The 18,564-nt window shown below is 62.4% G+C and carries 17 protein-coding genes and 1 riboswitch; of the genes, 10 read left to right on the top strand and 7 right to left on the bottom strand.

Going from position 1 to position 18,564, the window contains the following annotated elements; all coding sequences use genetic code 11:
- Nucleotides 1-662 precede the first annotated feature (662 nt).
- The 3 genes from folE2 to C6W91_RS11870 all read right to left on the bottom strand — a co-directional run bounded on the left by folE2 (nucleotide 663) and on the right by C6W91_RS11870 (nucleotide 4,470).
- Nucleotides 663-1,766 carry a GTP cyclohydrolase FolE2 gene (folE2, locus tag C6W91_RS11880; RefSeq protein ID WP_065270833.1) on the bottom strand — a complete coding sequence of 368 codons (1,104 nt, stop codon included), beginning with the start codon at nucleotides 1,764-1,766 and terminating at the stop codon, nucleotides 663-665.
- A gap of 183 nt (nucleotides 1,767-1,949) precedes the next feature.
- Nucleotides 1,950-3,152, bottom strand: coding sequence for an O-succinylhomoserine sulfhydrylase (gene metZ / locus C6W91_RS11875; protein ID WP_274838288.1), 1,203 nt, complete (start codon nucleotides 3,150-3,152; stop codon nucleotides 1,950-1,952).
- 58 nt (nucleotides 3,153-3,210) lie between these two features.
- Nucleotides 3,211-3,287: riboswitch (SAM riboswitch) on the bottom strand.
- Between the two features lie 232 nt (nucleotides 3,288-3,519).
- Nucleotides 3,520-4,470: a LysR family transcriptional regulator gene (locus tag C6W91_RS11870; RefSeq protein WP_065270835.1), complete on the bottom strand. Its 951-nt coding sequence runs from the start codon at nucleotides 4,468-4,470 to the stop codon at nucleotides 3,520-3,522.
- Nucleotides 4,471-4,561: 91 nt separating this feature from the next.
- On the opposite strand from C6W91_RS11870, the gene C6W91_RS11865 reads away from it, so the two are divergent.
- From C6W91_RS11865 to C6W91_RS11820, 10 genes are all read left to right on the top strand, one after another.
- On the top strand, nucleotides 4,562-5,626 hold the full coding sequence (locus C6W91_RS11865; protein WP_065270836.1) for a maleylacetate reductase: 1,065 nt from the start codon (nucleotides 4,562-4,564) through the stop codon (nucleotides 5,624-5,626).
- A 44-nt stretch (nucleotides 5,627-5,670) separates the two neighbouring features.
- Nucleotides 5,671-6,945, top strand: coding sequence for an ABC transporter substrate-binding protein (locus C6W91_RS11860; RefSeq protein WP_274838289.1), 1,275 nt, complete (start codon nucleotides 5,671-5,673; stop codon nucleotides 6,943-6,945).
- 95 nt (nucleotides 6,946-7,040) lie between these two features.
- Entirely contained in the window at nucleotides 7,041-7,760 is a 720-nt protein-coding gene (locus tag C6W91_RS11855; protein WP_065270838.1) for an ABC transporter ATP-binding protein, read from the top strand.
- The gene (locus C6W91_RS11850) at nucleotides 7,760-8,467 is read left to right on the top strand and encodes an ABC transporter ATP-binding protein (RefSeq protein ID WP_065270839.1); all 708 of its coding nucleotides are present in this window, start codon (nucleotides 7,760-7,762) and stop codon (nucleotides 8,465-8,467) included. Before C6W91_RS11855 ends, C6W91_RS11850 begins: the two co-directional genes overlap by 1 nt.
- Nucleotides 8,464-9,327 (top strand): branched-chain amino acid ABC transporter permease, encoded by an 864-nt coding sequence (locus C6W91_RS11845; protein WP_274832458.1) that lies wholly within the window; start codon nucleotides 8,464-8,466, stop codon nucleotides 9,325-9,327. The genes C6W91_RS11850 and C6W91_RS11845 overlap by 4 nt, the downstream gene beginning before the upstream one ends.
- 11 nt (nucleotides 9,328-9,338) lie before the next feature.
- Nucleotides 9,339-10,394 (top strand): branched-chain amino acid ABC transporter permease, encoded by a 1,056-nt coding sequence (locus C6W91_RS11840; RefSeq protein WP_274838290.1) that lies wholly within the window; start codon nucleotides 9,339-9,341, stop codon nucleotides 10,392-10,394.
- 2 nt (nucleotides 10,395-10,396) lie between these two features.
- A complete protein-coding gene (locus C6W91_RS11835; protein WP_274835971.1) occupies nucleotides 10,397-12,151 on the top strand; it encodes an FAD-dependent monooxygenase in 1,755 nt (584 codons plus the stop codon).
- 9 nt (nucleotides 12,152-12,160) lie between these two features.
- The gene (locus C6W91_RS11830) at nucleotides 12,161-13,042 is read left to right on the top strand and encodes an intradiol ring-cleavage dioxygenase (RefSeq protein ID WP_274828306.1); all 882 of its coding nucleotides are present in this window, start codon (nucleotides 12,161-12,163) and stop codon (nucleotides 13,040-13,042) included.
- A complete protein-coding gene (locus C6W91_RS11825; protein WP_274838291.1) occupies nucleotides 13,039-13,878 on the top strand; it encodes a 3-keto-5-aminohexanoate cleavage protein in 840 nt (279 codons plus the stop codon). Before C6W91_RS11830 ends, C6W91_RS11825 begins: the two co-directional genes overlap by 4 nt.
- 231 nt (nucleotides 13,879-14,109) lie before the next feature.
- Entirely contained in the window at nucleotides 14,110-14,799 is a 690-nt protein-coding gene (locus tag C6W91_RS11820) for a glutathione S-transferase N-terminal domain-containing protein (RefSeq protein ID WP_274838292.1), read from the top strand.
- Between the two features lie 113 nt (nucleotides 14,800-14,912).
- Here the strand turns inward: C6W91_RS11820 and C6W91_RS11815 are convergent, their stop codons facing one another.
- The 4 genes from C6W91_RS11815 to C6W91_RS11800 all read right to left on the bottom strand — a co-directional run bounded on the left by C6W91_RS11815 (nucleotide 14,913) and on the right by C6W91_RS11800 (nucleotide 18,436).
- The gene (locus C6W91_RS11815) at nucleotides 14,913-15,533 is read right to left on the bottom strand and encodes an inner membrane-spanning protein YciB (RefSeq protein WP_274828303.1); all 621 of its coding nucleotides are present in this window, start codon (nucleotides 15,531-15,533) and stop codon (nucleotides 14,913-14,915) included.
- A 36-nt stretch (nucleotides 15,534-15,569) separates the two neighbouring features.
- Nucleotides 15,570-16,472 (bottom strand): EamA family transporter, encoded by a 903-nt coding sequence (locus tag C6W91_RS11810; RefSeq protein ID WP_274838293.1) that lies wholly within the window; start codon nucleotides 16,470-16,472, stop codon nucleotides 15,570-15,572.
- A 67-nt stretch (nucleotides 16,473-16,539) separates the two neighbouring features.
- Complete coding sequence (gene ftsY / locus C6W91_RS11805) at nucleotides 16,540-17,715, bottom strand: signal recognition particle-docking protein FtsY (RefSeq protein ID WP_274835975.1); 1,176 nt, start codon at nucleotides 17,713-17,715, stop codon at nucleotides 16,540-16,542.
- Between the two features lie 76 nt (nucleotides 17,716-17,791).
- Nucleotides 17,792-18,436 carry a lysoplasmalogenase family protein gene (locus C6W91_RS11800; protein ID WP_370570861.1) on the bottom strand — a complete coding sequence of 215 codons (645 nt, stop codon included), beginning with the start codon at nucleotides 18,434-18,436 and terminating at the stop codon, nucleotides 17,792-17,794.
- Nucleotides 18,437-18,564 lie beyond the last annotated feature (128 nt).

The following is an 18,564-nucleotide window of genomic DNA, read 5'->3' as shown; positions in this document are numbered from 1 at the left end:
CGTCGCCTTGCGGGCCGCTGCCTTGTTCTCAGTCTTACTCGCAGTCGCTGTGGTGGCAGCCGCCTTGGGCGTTGCAGGTCTGGCCGCGACCGGTTTCTCTGCGGCAGGTTTGGCAGCAGGCGATTTGCGCGCCGTAGTCCTGGCCGCCGGGGCGGCTTTGCTTTTGCGTGCCGGACGCCGCGCAGGGGTCTTGGTTTTGGCGGCCGGACGTTCGCTGGTTGCCCGTTTTGCAGGTGTTTTCGTTTTTTGCGGCGCCGGGGCCGGAGCAGCAACAGCAGCCGGTCTGAACACCGCCGTTCCGGCGGTCATCAGTACATGCGTCAGGCGTATCTGTTCATAAGGCGCCTGCACCGCCAGCGCCGTCATCGCACGCCAGCATCGCAATTGGGTCCCGGCAGAATAGCCGACCCATTGCGGCAGCGTTGCAGGCTGATCTTGGAGGATGGGCGAAAAGAACATCGGGAACTCCTTACATCAAAGAGATCCGGCATGGATATCTGGCCAGCAGAAGGATTCCGTAGCCATCTGGGTCCGGACCTGATGGAAGGCTAACACGAGAATGCGGCAACGCAGCAAAAAAATGCGGCATTGCAGCGGAAATTCGCGCTTGAGTGATAGCGGAACAGGCAGGAGGCGGCGCAACGTGCGCCGCTGCCTACCTGTTACCCCCGATGAATCAGGGTCGAGAACAGACCCGGATCAAGGCTGGTTTCGGCAAACAATGGCCCTTGGGTCAGCACGCTGACTGCATCGTGGCTGTGCAGGCTTTCCTGATGGCTGGCCACCACGCGAAAATCGCCAATGCGCGGATCGCTTTGCAGGGCTTCGCAGAACAGGCGCGCTGCATCCTCGACAAAGATCGGGTTGGCAGCGTTCAGTTCGGCAAAGGCCTGTTCGTCCTCGCGCTTGACCATGACCTGCGTCTCGGTAGGCACCGCACGGCGGCAATGATCGATCAGATCCTCGAACCACAGGCAGGGGGCCTCGGGGTCGATCTGCACCGACAGCCGCGCCACTGACCGCTGCGAATGCGGGGTTGCCAGTTGCCCGCGCGACTGACGCGCGTGTTCCGACAGTTCCAGCGAACAGGGGCAGGTCGAGGAATAGACATAGTCCAGATGCACGATCTTGTTGCGCACCCCGTCCCGATCCACCAGTTCCAGCGCGATATCGTAATATTGATAGCCCGACAGGCCCGAACGCAGGCTGTCGATCTTCACCGGGAAGGAGAACCGCATCTGGATGCGCGCGTCCATGCTGCCGAGATCGCTGAGGTAATCCTCAAGCGCGGCCTCGATCACCTCAAAGCTGAAGGTCTTTTCTGCGTGTTTGTAAAAGGACCGCATGATCCGGGACATGTTGATGCCCTTCTTGTCGGCCTCAAGGCTGACGGTGCCGGTCACGCTGGTTTCCAGCGTCAGATCGCCATTGTCCCGTGTGTGAAAGCGAATCGGCAGGCGGAAGTTGGAGATCCCCACATGCTGGATCTGCTCATTGGCGCCCCGGATCAGGCTGGAGGGGCCGTTCTGCAGGTCGGGCAATGTGGCGCGATAGCCCTCATCCGCCACAAAATCCTCGGGGTAGTTGCGCGACAGATCGGGGTAGTTCTGCACCGCCCGCTCTGGCAGAAGCCGGGCAACGGCTGGGTCAAGCTGCGCAATTTCCGTCTGGGTGGCTGTCGCGGCCCATTGGCGAAGCGTCTCAAGAGCCGCCTCTGCCTCGGTCCGGTCCGGTGTCTCGTCCACGCCGCGCATATGGATATTCATACGACCACTTCCTCCGCTGCTGCTACGCCCCGGGGCGCAGCGATGTTCAGTATTACTCTGTTACGCGGGAAAACACAAAATGGATCAGACAAATACGGCAGGTTCCGGCCCGGAACTGACCCCGCACCACAAGTGAACCCGCCCCGGCCCGCGAACAACGCGGGCCACAGCGTCCCCAAGACTTCAGCCGCCGCAGGCGTCCAATGCCTGCGTCAGATCCGCAATCAGATCCTCCGGATCCTCTAGCCCAACCGAGAAGCGCACCAGACCCGGCGTGATGCCCAGCGCCACCTTCTGATCATCGGCCAGCCGCTGGTGGGTGGTGGTGGCCGGATGGGTTGCGATGGATTTCGCATCGCCGAGATTGTTGGAAATCACCGGAATCGTCAGGGCGTTCAGGAAGGCAAAGGCCGCCTCCTTGCCACCCTTCAGATCCAGCGACAGGACCGTTCCGCCCTTACCGCCCAATTGCCGCTGCACCAGCGCGTTCTGAGCATGATCGGCTAGGCCGGGATAGATCGTGCGCGCCAGCTTCGGATGCCCCTGAAGGGCAGTCGCAATCTGCAGCGCCGTTTCGGCCTGTGCATTCACCCGCAGGGAAATCGTCTCCAGCCCCTTTAGCAGCGTCCAGGCGTTGAACGGGCTAAGGGAACCGCCGGTGTGCTTCATATAGGGCTCAACCGTGCCGCGGATGAAATCGCGTGTGCCAAGGATGACACCGCCCAGAACCCGGCCCTGACCGTCGATATGTTTGGTGGCCGAGTAGACCACCACATCCGCGCCTTGCGCGATGGCGTCAGAGAAGACCGGCGTCGAGAACACATTATCCACCACCACAGTGGCGCCGACGGCATGGGCGATTTCGGCCACCGCAGCCACGTCGATCACTTCCAGCGTCGGGTTCGACATGGATTCGAAAAACACCGCCTTGGTGTCCGGTCGTACCGCATCGCGCCATTGCTCCAGATCGGTGCCATCGACGAATGTCACTTCGACTCCGAAGCGGGTCAGGATGTTTTCAAGGATATAAAGGCAAGAGCCAAACAGCGCCCGCGCCGACACAACGTGATCGCCCGCCTTAAGAAGCGAGGTCAGTGCGCCATTGACCGCTGCCATGCCAGAAGCGGTGGCAAAAGCATCCTCGGCGCCCTCAAGCGCTGCGATCCGCTCTTCGAACATCGCCACGGTCGGATTGCCATAGCGGGCGTAGATGAATTCATCCGGGCCGGTTTCGATGAACCGGGCCTCGGCCTGTTCGGCGCTGTCATAGACAAAGCCCTGGGTCAGGAAGATCGCTTCGCTCACCTCGCCCCATTGGCTGCGGCGGGTGCCGCCGTGCACCAGTTTGGTGCGGCTGTTCCAGTTGCTTTCTTTCGTGTCGTTCATGGCACACACTCCTGCGCGTCGGCGCAATAAAAAACCCCATTCGGCCAAGCGAAAGGGGTTCCTTTGCGTCCTGACCTCTTTAGCGGTGTGTTTAACGTGGCCCGCAATCCGGTAACAAATCCCACACGTCCAAGGTGGCAAACCTCAGAAATTCGGCGGGACAGAAACCGGAGAATTAACCGATTTCTTTCATGGGGTCTTTGCCGCGACCCTGCCCCTCTCACCAGCAATTCGATTGGGGCGACCCCAGACGACCGGTAAGGCTTGCGCCTTAACGCAGGCCGCCGCAACTGCGCAAGTCCAAATGCACCGCCCCTCATCAGATTGAGCAGGCCTCGCACTCTCGTGCCGCCCACACAGGCAGGTATCATCGTCTCCAGACGGCTTCGCGGCCGCGAACGTCGATCCTGTCGGCCAGACCGGAAAACTCACCCTTGAGGAACTTCTGAAACCGGGACACCGCGGGGCGCACCGGGCGGTCGTTGCGCCAGAGCAAACCCAGTTGCCGGTCCGGGTGTTCAAGCTTCACCGGCAGCGCTGTGACCATATTGGACGGTCGCTGCATGAACACCACTGAATAAGGCAACACCGTCAGCGCATCCGATCCGGACATGATGCGCAGGATCGCCGCCAGCGAGCCGCCAGTAAAACTGACGCGGAAATCGGTGATGCCTACGATCTCCAGCGCGTTTTTCAGGTCCGCATAAAGAGGGCTGCCCGCCGGGGGGGCGATCCAAGGGTATTGGGCGATATCTTCCAATCGAAACGTGGATTTACGCGCCAATGGGTGCGACGGCGCGCAGGCAATCACGTTGCGGCCACGCAGGATCGGTTCAAACGACAGCTCTTCCGGGATGTCATCGCCGCGCATCGGGCAGATCGCCAGATCGATGTTCCCCGTCTTCAGCTGTTCAGACAGCTCCGCGAAATAGCCATAGCTTTGCTGAATCGCCACATCCGGGAAAGCAGATTGGAACGACGCGATCATGTAGGAGATCACTCCATCCATGAAGATGGGCGTCCCGGCGATCCGCGCGGTGCCCGCCTTGCCCCCTGAATAAAGCTCGGCTGCGATGCGCGCCGCCTCACTTGCCTGACCGATCACCCGGCCCTGTTCGGCCAGCGACAGACACAGCTCGGTCGGCCGCAGCGGCCGGATACCCTTTTCAAATAATCGTGAACCGAGCCGCGACTCCAGCATCGCAACCGTGCGCGACAGGCTGGGCTGGGACTTGTTTAGCGCGGCCGCGCCTTCACTTAGCCCGCCCGAGTCGACGATCGCTGCCAGGATGCGCAGGTGATTGGGATCGATGTACATAACATCGTGGTATATTAAATGCCGTAATCTCGATCAACAGACCATTCACTGAGGTTTAACGTCCGGCACAACCGGAGGAGAAAGGTCTGAAATGACACAAGAGGCAGAAACCGCAACAGATGGTGTGCGCGTTGTATTCCAGGCTGGGGTGAAGGACATCCTTGTCGCAGAGACTCAGCGGCTGGGCGCGAAGAACGCCCTGGTTCTGTCCACCCCTCAGCAATCCGACGCAGCGCTGGAAATGGCCGAAACACTGGGCGAACTGGCCGCTGGCGTTTTCTGTCAGGCGGCGATGCACACCCCCGTCACCGTCACCGAAGCGGCCATGGCCCACGCCAAAGAGGTCGCAGCGGACTGCATCATCTCAATCGGCGGCGGCTCGACCATCGGGCTGGGCAAGGCAATCGCCTATCGCACAGGCCTGCCGCAGATCGTGATCCCGACCACCTACGCCGGCAGTGAAGCGACGCCGATCCTCGGCCAGACCGAGAACGGCATCAAGACGACGCTGAGCCACCCCGAGGTGCTGCCCGAAGTCATCCTCTATGATCCCGAGCGCGTCGCAACGCTGCCGGTTGCCATGACCGTGACCTCGGCGCTTAACGCCATGGCGCATGCAGCCGAGGCGCTTTATGCGCGCGACCGCACCGAAAAGACGGTGCATTTGGCCATCGACGGGCTGAAGGCCTTCGTCGGCGGTCTGCCCCGCGTTCTGGCCGCGCCTACGGATCTCGCAGCCCGCGCCGAGACGCAGCGCGGCGCATGGGCCTGTGGCACGGTGCTAGGCCAGGTCGGCATGGCCCTGCATCACAAGCTGTGCCACACGCTGGGCGGCTCATTCGACCTGCCCCACGCCGAAACCCACGCAATCGTTCTGCCCCATGCCATTGCCTATAACGCCCGCGCGGCAGCGACCGAACTGCTGCCGATCTGCGATCTTCTGGGCGGTGAGAATGCCGGGCGCGCCTTGTATGATTTTGCACAAAAACTGGGGGCGCCGCTGGCACTGCGCGATCTGGGTCTGAAGGAGGAAGACCTGGACCGCGCCGCCGAACTGGCCACCACCAAACCCTACCCCAATCCGCAGCCTGTCACGCGCGACGATATCCGCGCGCTGTTGCAGGCGGCCTGGGCGGGAACACCACCCGCCCACTGAACCGGGGCTTCGCGAACACTTTTGATGACGTCAGGGAGGACATCATGATTACACGCCGTAAACTGCTCAAATCCACCGCCGCCACCGGCCTCACGCTTGCTGCCGGGGGGCTGGCGGCACCAGCTCTGGCCCGGGATGCCAAGATCCGGCTGGGCTATGTCAGCCCGCAATCCGGCCCGCTGGCCGCATTTTCGGACGCCGACCGGTTCATCATCGAGGGTTTTCTAGCCTCGGATGCAGGCAGCAACTTCGAAGTGATCGTCAAGGACAGCCAGTCCAACCCCAACCGCGCTGCAGAGGTCGCCAAGGAACTGATCATCGACGACGAGATCGACATGATGCTCGTCGCCTCTACCCCCGAGACGACCAATCCGGTCGCCACCACCTGCGAGGCCGAGGAAATCCCGGTGATCTCCACCGTGGCCCCGTGGCAACCCTATTTCATCGGTCAGCAAGGCAACCCGGGCGATCCCGGCAGTTGGCGGCCGTTTGATTTCAGCTTCCATTTCTTCTGGGGACTGGAAGACGTGATTTCCACCTTCACGGCAATGTGGAACCAGCTCGACACCAATAAATCGGTTGGCGCGATCTTCCCCAACGATGGCGATGGCAACGCCTGGGGCGATCCCAACGTGGGCTTCCCGCCAGTGCTGGACGCCCAAGGGTATAAGCTGACCGACACCGGCCGCTACCAGAACCTCACCGATGACTTCAGCGCCCAGATCAATGCCTTCAAGGCGGCAAATGCTGAAATCGTCACCGGCGTGCCGATCCCGCCGGATTTCACCACCTTCTGGACACAGGCCAAACAGCAGGGCTTCACCCCCAAGGCCGCAAGCATCGGCAAGGCCATCCTATTCCCGCAGGCGGTCGAGGCTCTGGGCGATCAGGGGCACAACCTGTCCTCCGAGGTCTGGTGGTCACCGAACCATCCGTTCTCTTCCTCCCTGACCGGGCAATCCGCTGCCGATCTGGCCGCAGGCTATAGCCAGGCGACGGGCAAGCAGTGGACCCAGCCCATCGGTTTCGTGCACGCGCTGTTCGAAATGGCGGCCAGTGTCATGGGTCGCGTCGAAGACAGCCGCGACCCGGATGAAGTTGCAGCCGCGATCGCCGCAACGCAGCTGGATTCGATGGTCGGATGCATCGCATTCGACGGCAAGGGCCTGCCGCCGTTCGCCGCCGCGAATGTCGCCAAAACCCCGCTTGCGGGCGGTCAGTGGCGGCTTCAGGACGATGGCAGCTATGATCTCGTGGTGGTGGACAACTCCGATCACCCGGAGATCCCGACCGGCGGCAAGATGGAAGAGATTTCCTGATCCCATCCTGCCCTTGCGGGTCCTGCTGCACGTAGGACCCGCGCCCTCCCCCGGCCTTTTCACACCCCGTCCTGCGGACTGGCAAAGGACCTTTCATGTCGATCCTCTCTCTCCAATCGGTTTCAAAAAGCTTTGGCGCCCTGACCGTGACCGACGATGTCACCTTCGAGGTGCCACAGGGCCAGGCGCTGGGTATCATCGGCCCCAATGGCGCCGGGAAATCGACGCTGTTCAACCTGATCACCGGCAACCTGACCGCCAATTCTGGCACCATCAATTTCGAAGGGCGCGACGTCACCCGCACCTCGGCAATGGACCGCTGCATGGCGGGAATCGGGCGTTCCTTCCAGATCCCGCAGCCGTTCGAAAAACTGACCGTCTACGAAAACCTTCTGGTCGCCGCCACCCATGGCCGCCGCCTGGGTGAGGCCGCCGTGCGGGACGATTGCGCCGATATCCTGGAACGCACGGAGATGATCCGGCGTGCCAACACCCCGGCCGGACAGTTGTCGCTGCTGGAGCGCAAGCGTCTGGAACTGGCCCGCGCCATGGCGACCCAGCCCAAACTGTTGCTGCTGGACGAAATCGCAGGCGGCCTGACCGAGGCCGAGTGCCAGTCGCTGATCGGTACCATCCGGGACATCCACGCGCAGGGCGTGACGATCATCTGGATCGAGCATGTCCTGCACGCGCTCACCTCGGTGGTGGAGCGCCTGCTGGTGCTCGATTTCGGCAAGGTCATCGGTCTGGGTGACCCCGACGCCATCATGGCCAGCCGCGAAGTGCAGCAAATCTATCTGGGGATCGAAGTCTGATGTCATTGCTGGAAACCCATAACCTGACCGCCCACTACGGTGATTTTCAAGCCCTGTTCGGGGTGGATATCACCCTTGAAGAGGCGGAAACCGTGGCCATCATCGGCGCCAATGGCGCGGGCAAGACGACACTGATGCGCTCGATTGCCGGGGTGCTGCGCAATGCGGCCGAGGCGGTCACCTACGATGGCCGCCCCGTTGGCGCGCAGCCCGCTGATGAAATCATGGCGCAGGGCGTCGCCATGGTGCCCGAGGGGCGCAAGCTGTTCCCCTCTCTCTCGGTCGAGGAGAACCTCCTGATCGGGACCTACGGGCGCAAGAAAAGCGGCCACTGGACGCTAAACACCGTCTACGATCTGTTCCCCATCCTGCGGGAGCGCCGCAACAGCCCCGGCACGGCCCTGTCGGGCGGGCAACAGCAGATGGTCGCCATCGGCCGCGCCCTGATGAGCAACCCGCGGGTTCTCTTGTGTGATGAGATCAGCCTTGGCCTTGCCCCGGTGGTGATCAAGGACATCTACGCCGCCGTCCCGGCGATCAAGGCGGCGGGCGCCTCGCTGGTGGTGGTGGAACAGGACATCGCCCAGGCCATGGCCGTCGCCGACCGCGTCTACTGCATGATGGAAGGTCGCATCACCCTGTCCGGCACCCCCGAGAGCCTCAGCCGCGAGGCCATCCACGACGCCTATTTCGGAGCAGCCGCATGATCTGGATCGACACGATACTCCAAGGCATCCTTCTGGGTGGCCTTTATGCCCTTTTTGCAGCCGGGCTGAGCCTGGTGTTCGGCATCATGCGGCTGGTCAACCTCGCGCATGGCGATCTGATCGTGATGGGCGCCTACCTGATCCTGTTGCTGGTGACGATGCTCGGGATTTCTCCCTTTCTCGCGCTGCTTATTGCCATGCCGGTGATGTTCGTCCTTGGCTGGGCCTTGCAAAAGTTCCTGCTGAACCGGACGCTGGGCGATGACATCCTGCCGCCGCTGCTGATCACCTTTGGCCTGTCGATTGCGCTGCAAAACGCGCTCTTGGAAGTCTTCTCCGCCGACAGCCAGCGCCTGCCGCCCAACGCGCTGACCACGGCATCGGTGCAGATGGGGCCGATCTCGCTTGGCGTGATGCCGCTGCTGACCTTTGCCTCTGCCGTTCTGGTCATCGTCGGGCTGAACCAGTTGTTCTACCGCACCGAACTGGGGCGCGCCTTCCGCGCCACCTCGGATGATCCGACCACGGCCAGCCTGATGGGGATCAAGCCCGCAAACATCTTTGCGACCGCGACCGGGATCGCATTGATCATCGTGACCATCGCCGCCCTGTATCTGGGCCTGCGCGCCAACTTCGACCCCAACATCGGACCGGCCCGGCTGATCTATGCCTTCGAGGCGGTGATCATCGGCGGGCTTGGCTCTCTCTGGGGGACGCTGGCGGGCGGCATCATTATCGGTGTGGCGCAGACCCTCGGGGCCGCGATCACCCCGGAATGGCAAATCCTGGCCGGGCATGTCGCCTTCCTTCTGGTGCTGCTGATCAAACCGCGGGGGCTGTTCCCCCGGGCACACGACTAAAGGAGGCAGACATGACATATACTGTATCCACCCGAACCCCAGTCTCGCGCATCGCGGCAATCCTTGGCCTTAGCGGCACGCTGATCTTGGCGGCCCTGCCCTTCTTTGCCGGGCGCGGAACCATTCAGGACATGTTTTTCATCCTGACGATGCTGGTGCTGGCGCAGTTCTGGAACCTTCTGGCGGGCTATGGCGGTCTCGTCAGCATCGGTCAGCAGGCATTCGTCGGTATGGGCGCCTATGCGCTGTTTGGCGGCGTGATCCTTTGGGGACTTGATCCGGTTTCCGCCATCCTTCTGGGCGGCATCGCGGCGCTGGTGATTGCCGTGCCCACCGCATTTTTCGCCTTCCGCCTGAACGGCGCCTACTTTGCCATTGGGACATGGGTGATCGCCGAGGTTGTCCGCCTTAGCGTCGCCCAGTGGAAGACGCTTGGCGGCGGCACCGGCACCTCGCTGCCGCGCAGCGCCACCCGCGACATGTGGCTGGTCGAGATGATCGAAGAGGTGCTGGACGTGCGCTCTGCTGCGGCGCGCGATATCCTCGCCTATTGGCTGGCGCTGGCGCTGGCGCTGGCGACGATCGGCGGCATCTACTGGCTGCTGCGCAGCAAGAACGGACTGGCCCTCGCTGCGGTGCGTGACAACACCGAAGCGGCCAAATCCGTTGGCGTAGATGCCGGACGCATGAAGCTGGTGGTGTTCCTGACCTCCGCCTTTGGCACCGGCCTCACCGGGGCGCTGATCTACCTGCAAAAAGCCCGGATTTCGCCCGACGCCGCCTTCAGCGTCACCGACTGGACCGCCTATGTGCTGTTCATCGTGGTGATCGGCGGCATCGGCACCATCGAAGGTCCGATCCTAGGCGTACTCATTTTCTTTGCGCTGCAATCCCTGCTGGCCGATTTCGGCAGCTGGTACCTGCTGACGCTGGGCCTTCTGGCCATTGCCATCATGCTGATCGCCCCGCGTGGGCTCTGGGGACTGATCTCCGAGCGCACAGGGCTGCACCTTTTCCCAATTCGCCGAACCCTGCGGGGCGGCAAACTATCACCATCGGAGGAATAAACATGGCTGACATCACCACAGAGGTTCTGATCATCGGCACCGGGCCTGCAGGGTCGGTCGCGGCGGCACTGTTGTCGAGCTATGGCATCGAGAATGTCGCGATCAACCGCTATCACTGGCTAGCCAATACCCCGCGCGCCCATATCACCAACCAGCGCACGATGGAGGTCCTGCGCGATCTGGGCAAAGAGGTCGAAGACGAGGTCTACCTCAACGCGATGGACCAGAGCATCATGGGCGAGAACGTCTTTTGCGAAAGCCTTGCTGGTGAGGAAATCGGCCGGATGAAATCCTGGGGCACCCATCCCCTGTCCAAGGCCGAGCACATGCTCTCCTCGCCGACCTTCATGAACGATCTGCCGCAGACCTTTATGGAGCCGATCCTCTTCAAGACTGCCTGCAAACGCGGCACCCGGGCGCGGATGAGCACCGAGTACAAAAGCCACGTGCAGGACGCTGAAGGTGTCACCACCACCTGCTATGACCGGATGACCGGGCAAGAGCTGACGATCCGCTCGAAATATTTGATCGGCGCCGATGGTGGCAATTCGCTGGTGGCCGAGAATGAAAACCTGCCCTTCGAAGGCCAGATGGGCGTCGGCGGCTCGATGAACATCGTGTTCCGGGCGGACCTGTCGAAATACGTAGCCCATCGTCCTTCGGTCCTTTACTGGGTGATGCAGCCCGGCGCGGATGTCGGCGGCATCGGCATGGGGCTGGTGCGCTGTGTGCGCCCGTGGAACGAATGGCTGATCGTCTGGGGCTATGACATCAACGAACCCGCCCCCAACGTGGATGAGGCCATGGCGACGGATGTGGCCCGGCAGTTGGTGGGCGATCCCGAGCTTGAGATCGAATTGCTCAGCGCCAACACCTGGACGGTGAACGACACCTACGCCACCCAGATGTCGCGCGGACGTGTCTTCATCATGGGCGACGCCGCCCACCGCCACCCGCCGTCGAACGGTCTGGGCTCCAATACCTCGATTCAGGATGCCTTCAACCTGGCGTGGAAACTTGCCGCCGTGGTCAAAGGTCAGGCCGGGGAGCGGCTGTTGGAAACCTATTCCGAAGAGCGCGCCCCGGTGGCCAAGCAGATCGTCACCCGCGCCAACCAGTCCATCGGCGAATTCGGTCCCATCTTCGAGGCCCTTGGCATGACCGGCGGTACCGACATTACCAAGATCAAGGCCAATATGGACGCCCGCTGTGACTCCACCCCCGAGGCCGAGGCCCAGCGCGAGGCGTTGAACAAGGCCATCGCCTTCAAGAAGTACGAGTTCGATGCCCATGGCGTCGAGATGAACCAACGTTACCGGTCAGATGCGACCGTGACCGATGGTCAGATCGAGCCGGATTTCAAACTGGATGCCGACCTGCACTACCAGCCCACTACATGGCCCGGGGCACGCATTCCCCATGCCTGGTTGTTCGACGCGGCGGGGCAGAAACACTCCACCCTTGATCTGGCGGGCGGCGGTGCCTTCACAGTCTTTACCGGCCTTGGCGGCGAAGCCTGGGTCGAAGCGGCCAGCAAGATCGCCAAGGAGTTCGGCATCACGCTCAACGCCCATGTCATCGGCCCACGTCAGGAATACATGGATTACACCGGCGACTGGGCCCGCGCCCGCGAGGTCGGCGATAGCGGCTGCATCATCACCCGCCCCGACCAGCATGTCTGCTGGCGTCACGATGGCGCTCCCGACAATGCCGAAGCCGAGCTGACCCGCGTCTTCAAAACCATTTTGGCCCGATAGGAGGCGACAATGAGCGATCAGGAACAAGGGTATTTCACCGAAGAAAACTCGGCCGAGGTTGTCATCAGCCGCAATGCCAACGCCAAGAATGAACGCCTCGCCGAGGTCATGGCGGTGGTGACAAAGCATCTGCATGCCGCCGTGAAGGAGATCGAGCCAACGCAGGAGGAATGGTTCGAGGCGATCCAGTTTCTGACCAAGGTGGGCCACGCCTGCAACGACTGGCGGCAGGAGTTCATCCTGCTGTCCGACAGTCTGGGCGTCTCCATGCTGGTCGATGCGATCAACAACCGCAAACCCTCCGGCGCCTCGGAATCCACCGTCCTCGGCCCGTTCCACGTCGAGGACGCGCCCGAACTGCCCATGGGCGCGGATATCTGCCTGGATCAGAAGGGTGAGCCGATGCTGGTCAAGGGCCGTATCACCGGCACCGATGGCCAACCCATCGCCAATGCCAAGATCGACGTCTGGCAAGCCAATGACGAAGGTTTCTACGACGTGCAGCAAAAGGGCCTTCAGCCCGATTTCAACCTGCGCGGCGTCTTCCGCACCGGGGCCGATGGCACCTATCATTTCAAAGGGGTGAAACCGAAATACTACCCGATCCCCGATGATGGCCCGGTGGGGCAGATGCTGACGCAACTGGGGCGCCACCCCTACCGACCCGCGCATCTGCACTACATCCTCGAGGCAGACGGATTTGATACGCTGATCACCCATATCTTTGACCCGGATGATCCCTATATCCACTCCGATGCGGTCTTTGGCGTGAAGGAAAGCCTGCTGGCCAAGTTCGATCTGATCGAAGATCCCGCCCGGATCAGCGCAGCCGGTTTCGACCGCCCCTATTACGAGGTCGTGCACGACTTCGTGCTGGCGCCGAAATCATGACGGCGCCCTGCATCATCTGCGTGGCAATCACCGGCAGCTTGCCACGCAAGGAAAACAATCCCGCCGTGCCGATCACCGTCAGCGAACAGATCGAAAGCACCCATGAGGCTTTTGAGGCGGGCGCTGCCATCGTGCACGCCCATGTGCGCAACGACGATGAAACCCCCTCCAGCGATCCGGACAAGTTCGCAGCGCTGAAGGAAGGTATCGAAAAACACTGCCCGGGGATGATCATCCAGTTCTCCACTGGCGGGCGGTCCGGCGCGGGCAAGACGCGCGGCGGCATGCTGCCGCTTGCACCGGACATGGCGTCCTTGTCGGTGGGATCGAACAACTTTCCCAACCGGGTCTATGAGAACCCGCCGGATCTGGTCGATTGGCTCGCCTCTGAAATGCGCAGTTATCAGATCAAGCCCGAGATTGAGGCCTTTGATCTGTCACATATCCTGAAGGCCGCCCAGATGCATGCGGCCGGGCAGATCGCGGACACGCCCTATGTGCAGTTTGTCATGGGGGTGAAAAACGCCATGCCTGCAGACAAGGCGGTGTTCGATTTCTACGTCGAAACGGTAAAGCGCCTGTTCGGTGCGGACGCGCCATGGTGCGCGGCCGGGATCGGGGCAAACCAATCCGTTCTCAATGAATGGTCCGTGGCGGCAGGCGGGCATGCCCGCACCGGGCTCGAGGACAATATCCGGCTCGACAAGGATCGCCTCGCGCCCTCGAACGCGGCGCTGGTGAAACGGGTGGTGGCGCTCTGTGAACAGAATGGCCGCAGCGTTGCCGATGCCGCCACCGCGCGCCGGATCCTGGGCCTGCGCCAAGGCGCGCAGTAGCGCATCATCGCGCGCAGCTTCCCCGATCGTCCCAAGCCGACCGGGGAAGTCCTGATTGCGGCGTCCTCTTAGGTGCCGCGCCTTTCGTTCCTCCCCTCCCTCTGCTCCCAACAGCTGCCGCCTGCGATCACAGAGTTGTGCGCGCGCCGCTGGTCGTCTTGCTGCCCCAGGGCGATCTATGATCACATGGCGCAGCCAATCACTGGCGACACCGGATAAGGGAACAGGGCATTGCAGGAACCGATCGATCTTTACTACTGGCCAACGCCGAACGGCTGGAAAGTCTCTATCGCGCTTGAGGAAATGGACCTCCCCTATCGGGTGCATCTGATCAATATCGGCAAAGGCGATCAATTCGCGCCGGAGTTCCTCAAGATCGCCCCCAACAACCGCATGCCCGCGATTATCGATCCCGCTGGCCCAGGCGATGCCCCCCTCTCCCTGTTCGAAAGCGGCGCCATCCTGCAGTATCTTGCCCGCAAGACCGGGCGCTTCTACGGCAGCGATGAACGGGCGCGCCTAATGGTGGATCAATGGCTGATGTGGCAGATGGGTGGGGTTGGCCCGATGGCTGGTCAGGCGCATCACTTCCTGAAATACGCGCCCGAGGACCTGCCCTATGCCAAGGACCGCTACAGGTCCGAGGTCGCCCGGCTCTATGGCGTGCTGGACCGGCAGCTGGCCGAAAACGAATATGTGGCGGGGGATGAGTTCACCATCGCCGATATGGCGATCTGGCCTTGGGCGTCGCTCTGGGAAGGGCAGGAACAGACGCTGGAGGACAAACCGCATCTGGCCCGCTGGCTGGACCTTCTGTGGCAACGCCCCGGCCTGGTGGCAGGGCGTGCCCTCCACGCCGATCTGCGCGCCGACCGCTCGGACAGCAAGGCGCAGGAAATCCTCTTTGGCGGCAAGGACTGACAGCGCCTTCATGATGCCAACCGCAGCGCGCCCTGCGCGCTGCCCGGCCCAAGGCTGTTTGTGGCGCATCCTTGATGCGCCACACAGGCGCGGGAGCCCTGCGCCCCGGAAATTCACGCCTTGGGGTCTTCGACCTCTTCGTCGTCCTCAAGACCGTATTTCTGCAGCAGCGGCCCCTGGGTCATGAAGAACAGGAACATCGCCACCGGCAGACCGAAGGTCTTGAAATAGACCCATGTGTCAGTGGTGAAGAACCGCCAGATCACCTCGTTGGCCACGGCCAGCCCCAGGAAAAAGCCGCAGATCCGCCGGGTGAGGATCATCCAGCCCGCCTCTTCCATCGGCATGACTTCTTCCATCACCACCTTCAGCCAGCTTTCGCCGCGCATCAGCCCGACGGCCAGCAGCCCGCCGAACAACAGGTAGATCATCGTCGGCTTCATCTTGAAGAACCGCTCGTCGTTGAACCAAACCGACAGCCCGCCGAACAGTACGACCAGAACCAGCGTCGCCAGCTGCATCTTCGACAGGTGCCCGGTCAGTTTCCACAGGGCGGCAGTCGACATCATCATCAGCGGCACAAAGGCAGCCGTCACCAGGATGAAACCCTTGTATTCCTCGCCCCCAATCAGAAAGATCTCATCCTTCAGCTTCAGGTAACCGATGAAAAACAGAACAATGGGGCCGAACTCCAGCACCATCTTCAGGATCGGATTGATTTTCTTGCCAGCCATTGGCGCTCCTGTTCGGTTGTCTTCCGGCGGCCCGCGTCAGCCACCCACTTCCACAATCACCGCGCCCAGCGCGATTAGGGACATCAGCGCGATACGCCGCGGCCCCACGGTTTCTTTCAGCACCAGCCAGCCGATCAGCGCGGCAAAGACGGTCGAGGTTTCCCGCAGCACCGCCGCTTCGCCCACCTTGTCGAGCCGGGTTGCCAGCATCACCGCCCCGAAGGAGGCAAAGGCCACCAGTCCGCCAAAGACGCCCCGGACCAAAAGCGGCCCCGGTTCCGGGCGCTCTGCCATCTTGCGCCAGCGCAGGTAGGCCACCGGCGGCATGGCGATCCCGTCGATCATGAAGAACCAAGCCAGAAAGGTGAACGGGTTCGCGGTGGCGCGGATACCATAAGCGTCATAGGTGGTGTAAAGTGCCACAAACAGCCCCGTCACCACGGCCAGCCCCAGCGCCACCATCAGCGTGTCGCGGTTGGTTTCCAGATAGCGGTAGTTATAGGCCGCCAAACCAAAAATCCCCATGAGCAGCACCGCAACGCCCATCCATTGCATCACCGTGAAGGTCTCGGAGAACAGGTAATAGGCGCCGATGACGGTGAATAGCGGGCCGGTGCCCCGAACCACCGGATAAACCACCGTATAGCTGCCCTTGGTGTAGGCCAGCGCTTGCAGCACCTTGTAGGCGACGTGAATGACCCAGACGGCAGCAAAGATCGGCCACATATGCGGCTCGGGCCAGGGCACGACGAAAAGCGCGAACGGCGCTGCCATCAGCCCGTAGGAGGCGTCAATTGCCCCGCGTGACAGCCAGGGATCGTGTCGCCCTTTTTGAAGTGCACCAAAGACCGCGTGCAGGAAAGCCGCCATCAAGGCCAGCATTAATGCAGCCTGGTGGCCCGCCTCGGTGCCCTCCAGCGAGATCAGCCAGTCGCTCATCCGCGGTGGCCCTCAGGGCGCGACGGCGCCGGGACAATGGACCTCATCCGGCCGACGAACCGGCGGCTCAAGATCGGTCCAGCCCGGTCAGGGCCGCGGCAAATTCTTCCGGATCAAAGGGCGCAAGGTCATCGATCTGCTCACCCACACCGATGGCATGGATCGGCAGGCCGAACTTGTCCGCCAGCGCCACCAGCACGCCGCCCTTGGCGGTGCCGTCCAGCTTGGTCATCACCAGCCCCGAAACATCGGCCAGCTTCTGGAAGGTGTCGACCTGGTTCAGCGCGTTCTGGCCAGTGGTCGCATCCAGCACCAAAAGCGTATTGTGCGGCGCGGTCTCGTCCTTCTTGCGGATCACCCGCACGATCTTGGCCAGCTCCTCCATCAGGTCGGCGCGGTTCTGCAGCCGCCCGGCGGTGTCGATCAGCAACAGATCCGCCCCGTCCGCTTCGGCGCGGGTCATAGCATCAAAGGCGAGACTCGCCGGATCCGATCCTTCGGGCGCGGTCAGCACAGGTACCCCGGCGCGGTCGCCCCAGACCTGCAGCTGTTCCACCGCCGCGGCGCGGAAGGTATCGCCGGCCGCGATCACCACGTTCTTACCCGCCGCCTTGAACTGGCTGGCCAGCTTGCCGATGGTGGTGGTCTTGCCGGATCCGTTGACGCCGACAACCAGCACCACCTGCGGCCGCTTGGCGTAGATCGGCAGTGGCTTGGCCACCGGCTCCATCACGCGGGCGATCTCGGCCGAGAGCAGTTCCTTGATCTCCTGCGTGGACAGGCGTTTTCCGAAACGGCCTTCGGCCATATTCGCGGTCACCCGCAGGGCCGTATCCACCCCCATGTCCGAAGCGATCAGCAGCTCTTCCAACTGCTCCAGCATCTCGTCGTCCAGCACCCGACGCGGCGCAGTGCCCCCGGCGCGCCCCATGAGCCGCCCCAGCAGCCCCGGCGATTTCTGCGGCTTTTCAGGCTCTGGTTCGGGGATTGGTTCAGCAACAGGTTTGGGGGCGGCGGGCTTCGGTTCAGTCGCGACAGGCTGCGGCGTAGGCACCTCCTCCGCAACAGGCTCCGAAACTTGCGGCGCTGCCTCAGACGCAGGTTCAGGGGCAGCGGCATTCTCGACAGCAGCCTTATCCTCGGCCTTCTCGTCGGCCCCTTCCGCAACAATTGCATCCAGCCCATCCTCCAGTTTCGAAGAGGATTTGAACAACCGGTCCTTGAGCTTTGTGAAAAACGCCATCGGGGTCTCCGCAGTAAGTCTGTAACTCACCTAATGCGGTTTGCCCGCGGTTGCAAAGCGGATGACAGCACAGAGGTCAGGAAAATGCATACCAAAAGCCAAGCTGGGCGCCCCAATAAAGCGGCCAGACCGCATAGGGGGCAATCCGGCGCAGCCGGTGCCCCTCAGGCAGGACGAAGGTTTCAAAGGCCAGCACCACGTCCGATGCGACAAAGGCAAGGGCCGCAGGCAGCGCCCAGACCAACGCGCCCTGCCCGGGCAGGGTGGCAGCCGCCGCCCCCATCGACAGGATGATCGGGATATAGGCCAGCACCGCGCCCTTCAGCGCCCCTGCGCGCGGCGCAAGTACCCGCACCATGATACCGCCTAGAAGGACCAGAGCGGTCAAGATGAGGAGGCCTGACATCTGCAAGAGCCGCCCGGGATCGCTTCCCGGCGTGCTGAGGAACAGCACAACATATGCCAGATGCCCGGCGGCAAAGGCCCCGACCCCGGCCATTAAGGCCCCCTCCCCATCGCGGGACAGGCAATAGTCGCCCAGCGCGCAGAGCAGCAGCCCCAGCGCCAGCAGGACCGGAGCCCCGGCAATCAGCGCCAGCAAAGCCAGCAAGGCAACAGAGGAGGTTTTGAGAATACTGCGCAACAGCCCTGCGGGGCGTGCCGTGAAAAACAGATAGGCCAGCGCGCAGCCTGCCGCGGCACTCAATAATAGGGTTTCCATTCTGGCCTCTCTCCCCTGCCTCATCTTGCTACGGCAGATGCCGCGCGTCATTGCCCCGCATGCTTGCCCGAGGCGATGGCTTCGGTCAAAGGTAACCAAGGGAAAAGCACGCCCTTCATCCCTTTGCA

The organism is Phaeobacter sp. SYSU ZJ3003 (genome assembly GCF_041300735.1).
Lineage (GTDB): Bacteria > Pseudomonadota > Alphaproteobacteria > Rhodobacterales > Rhodobacteraceae > Phycobacter > Phycobacter gallaeciensis_A.
Note: the sequence above shows the minus strand (reverse complement) of the source record. Positions and strands in the feature narration are given on the sequence as shown.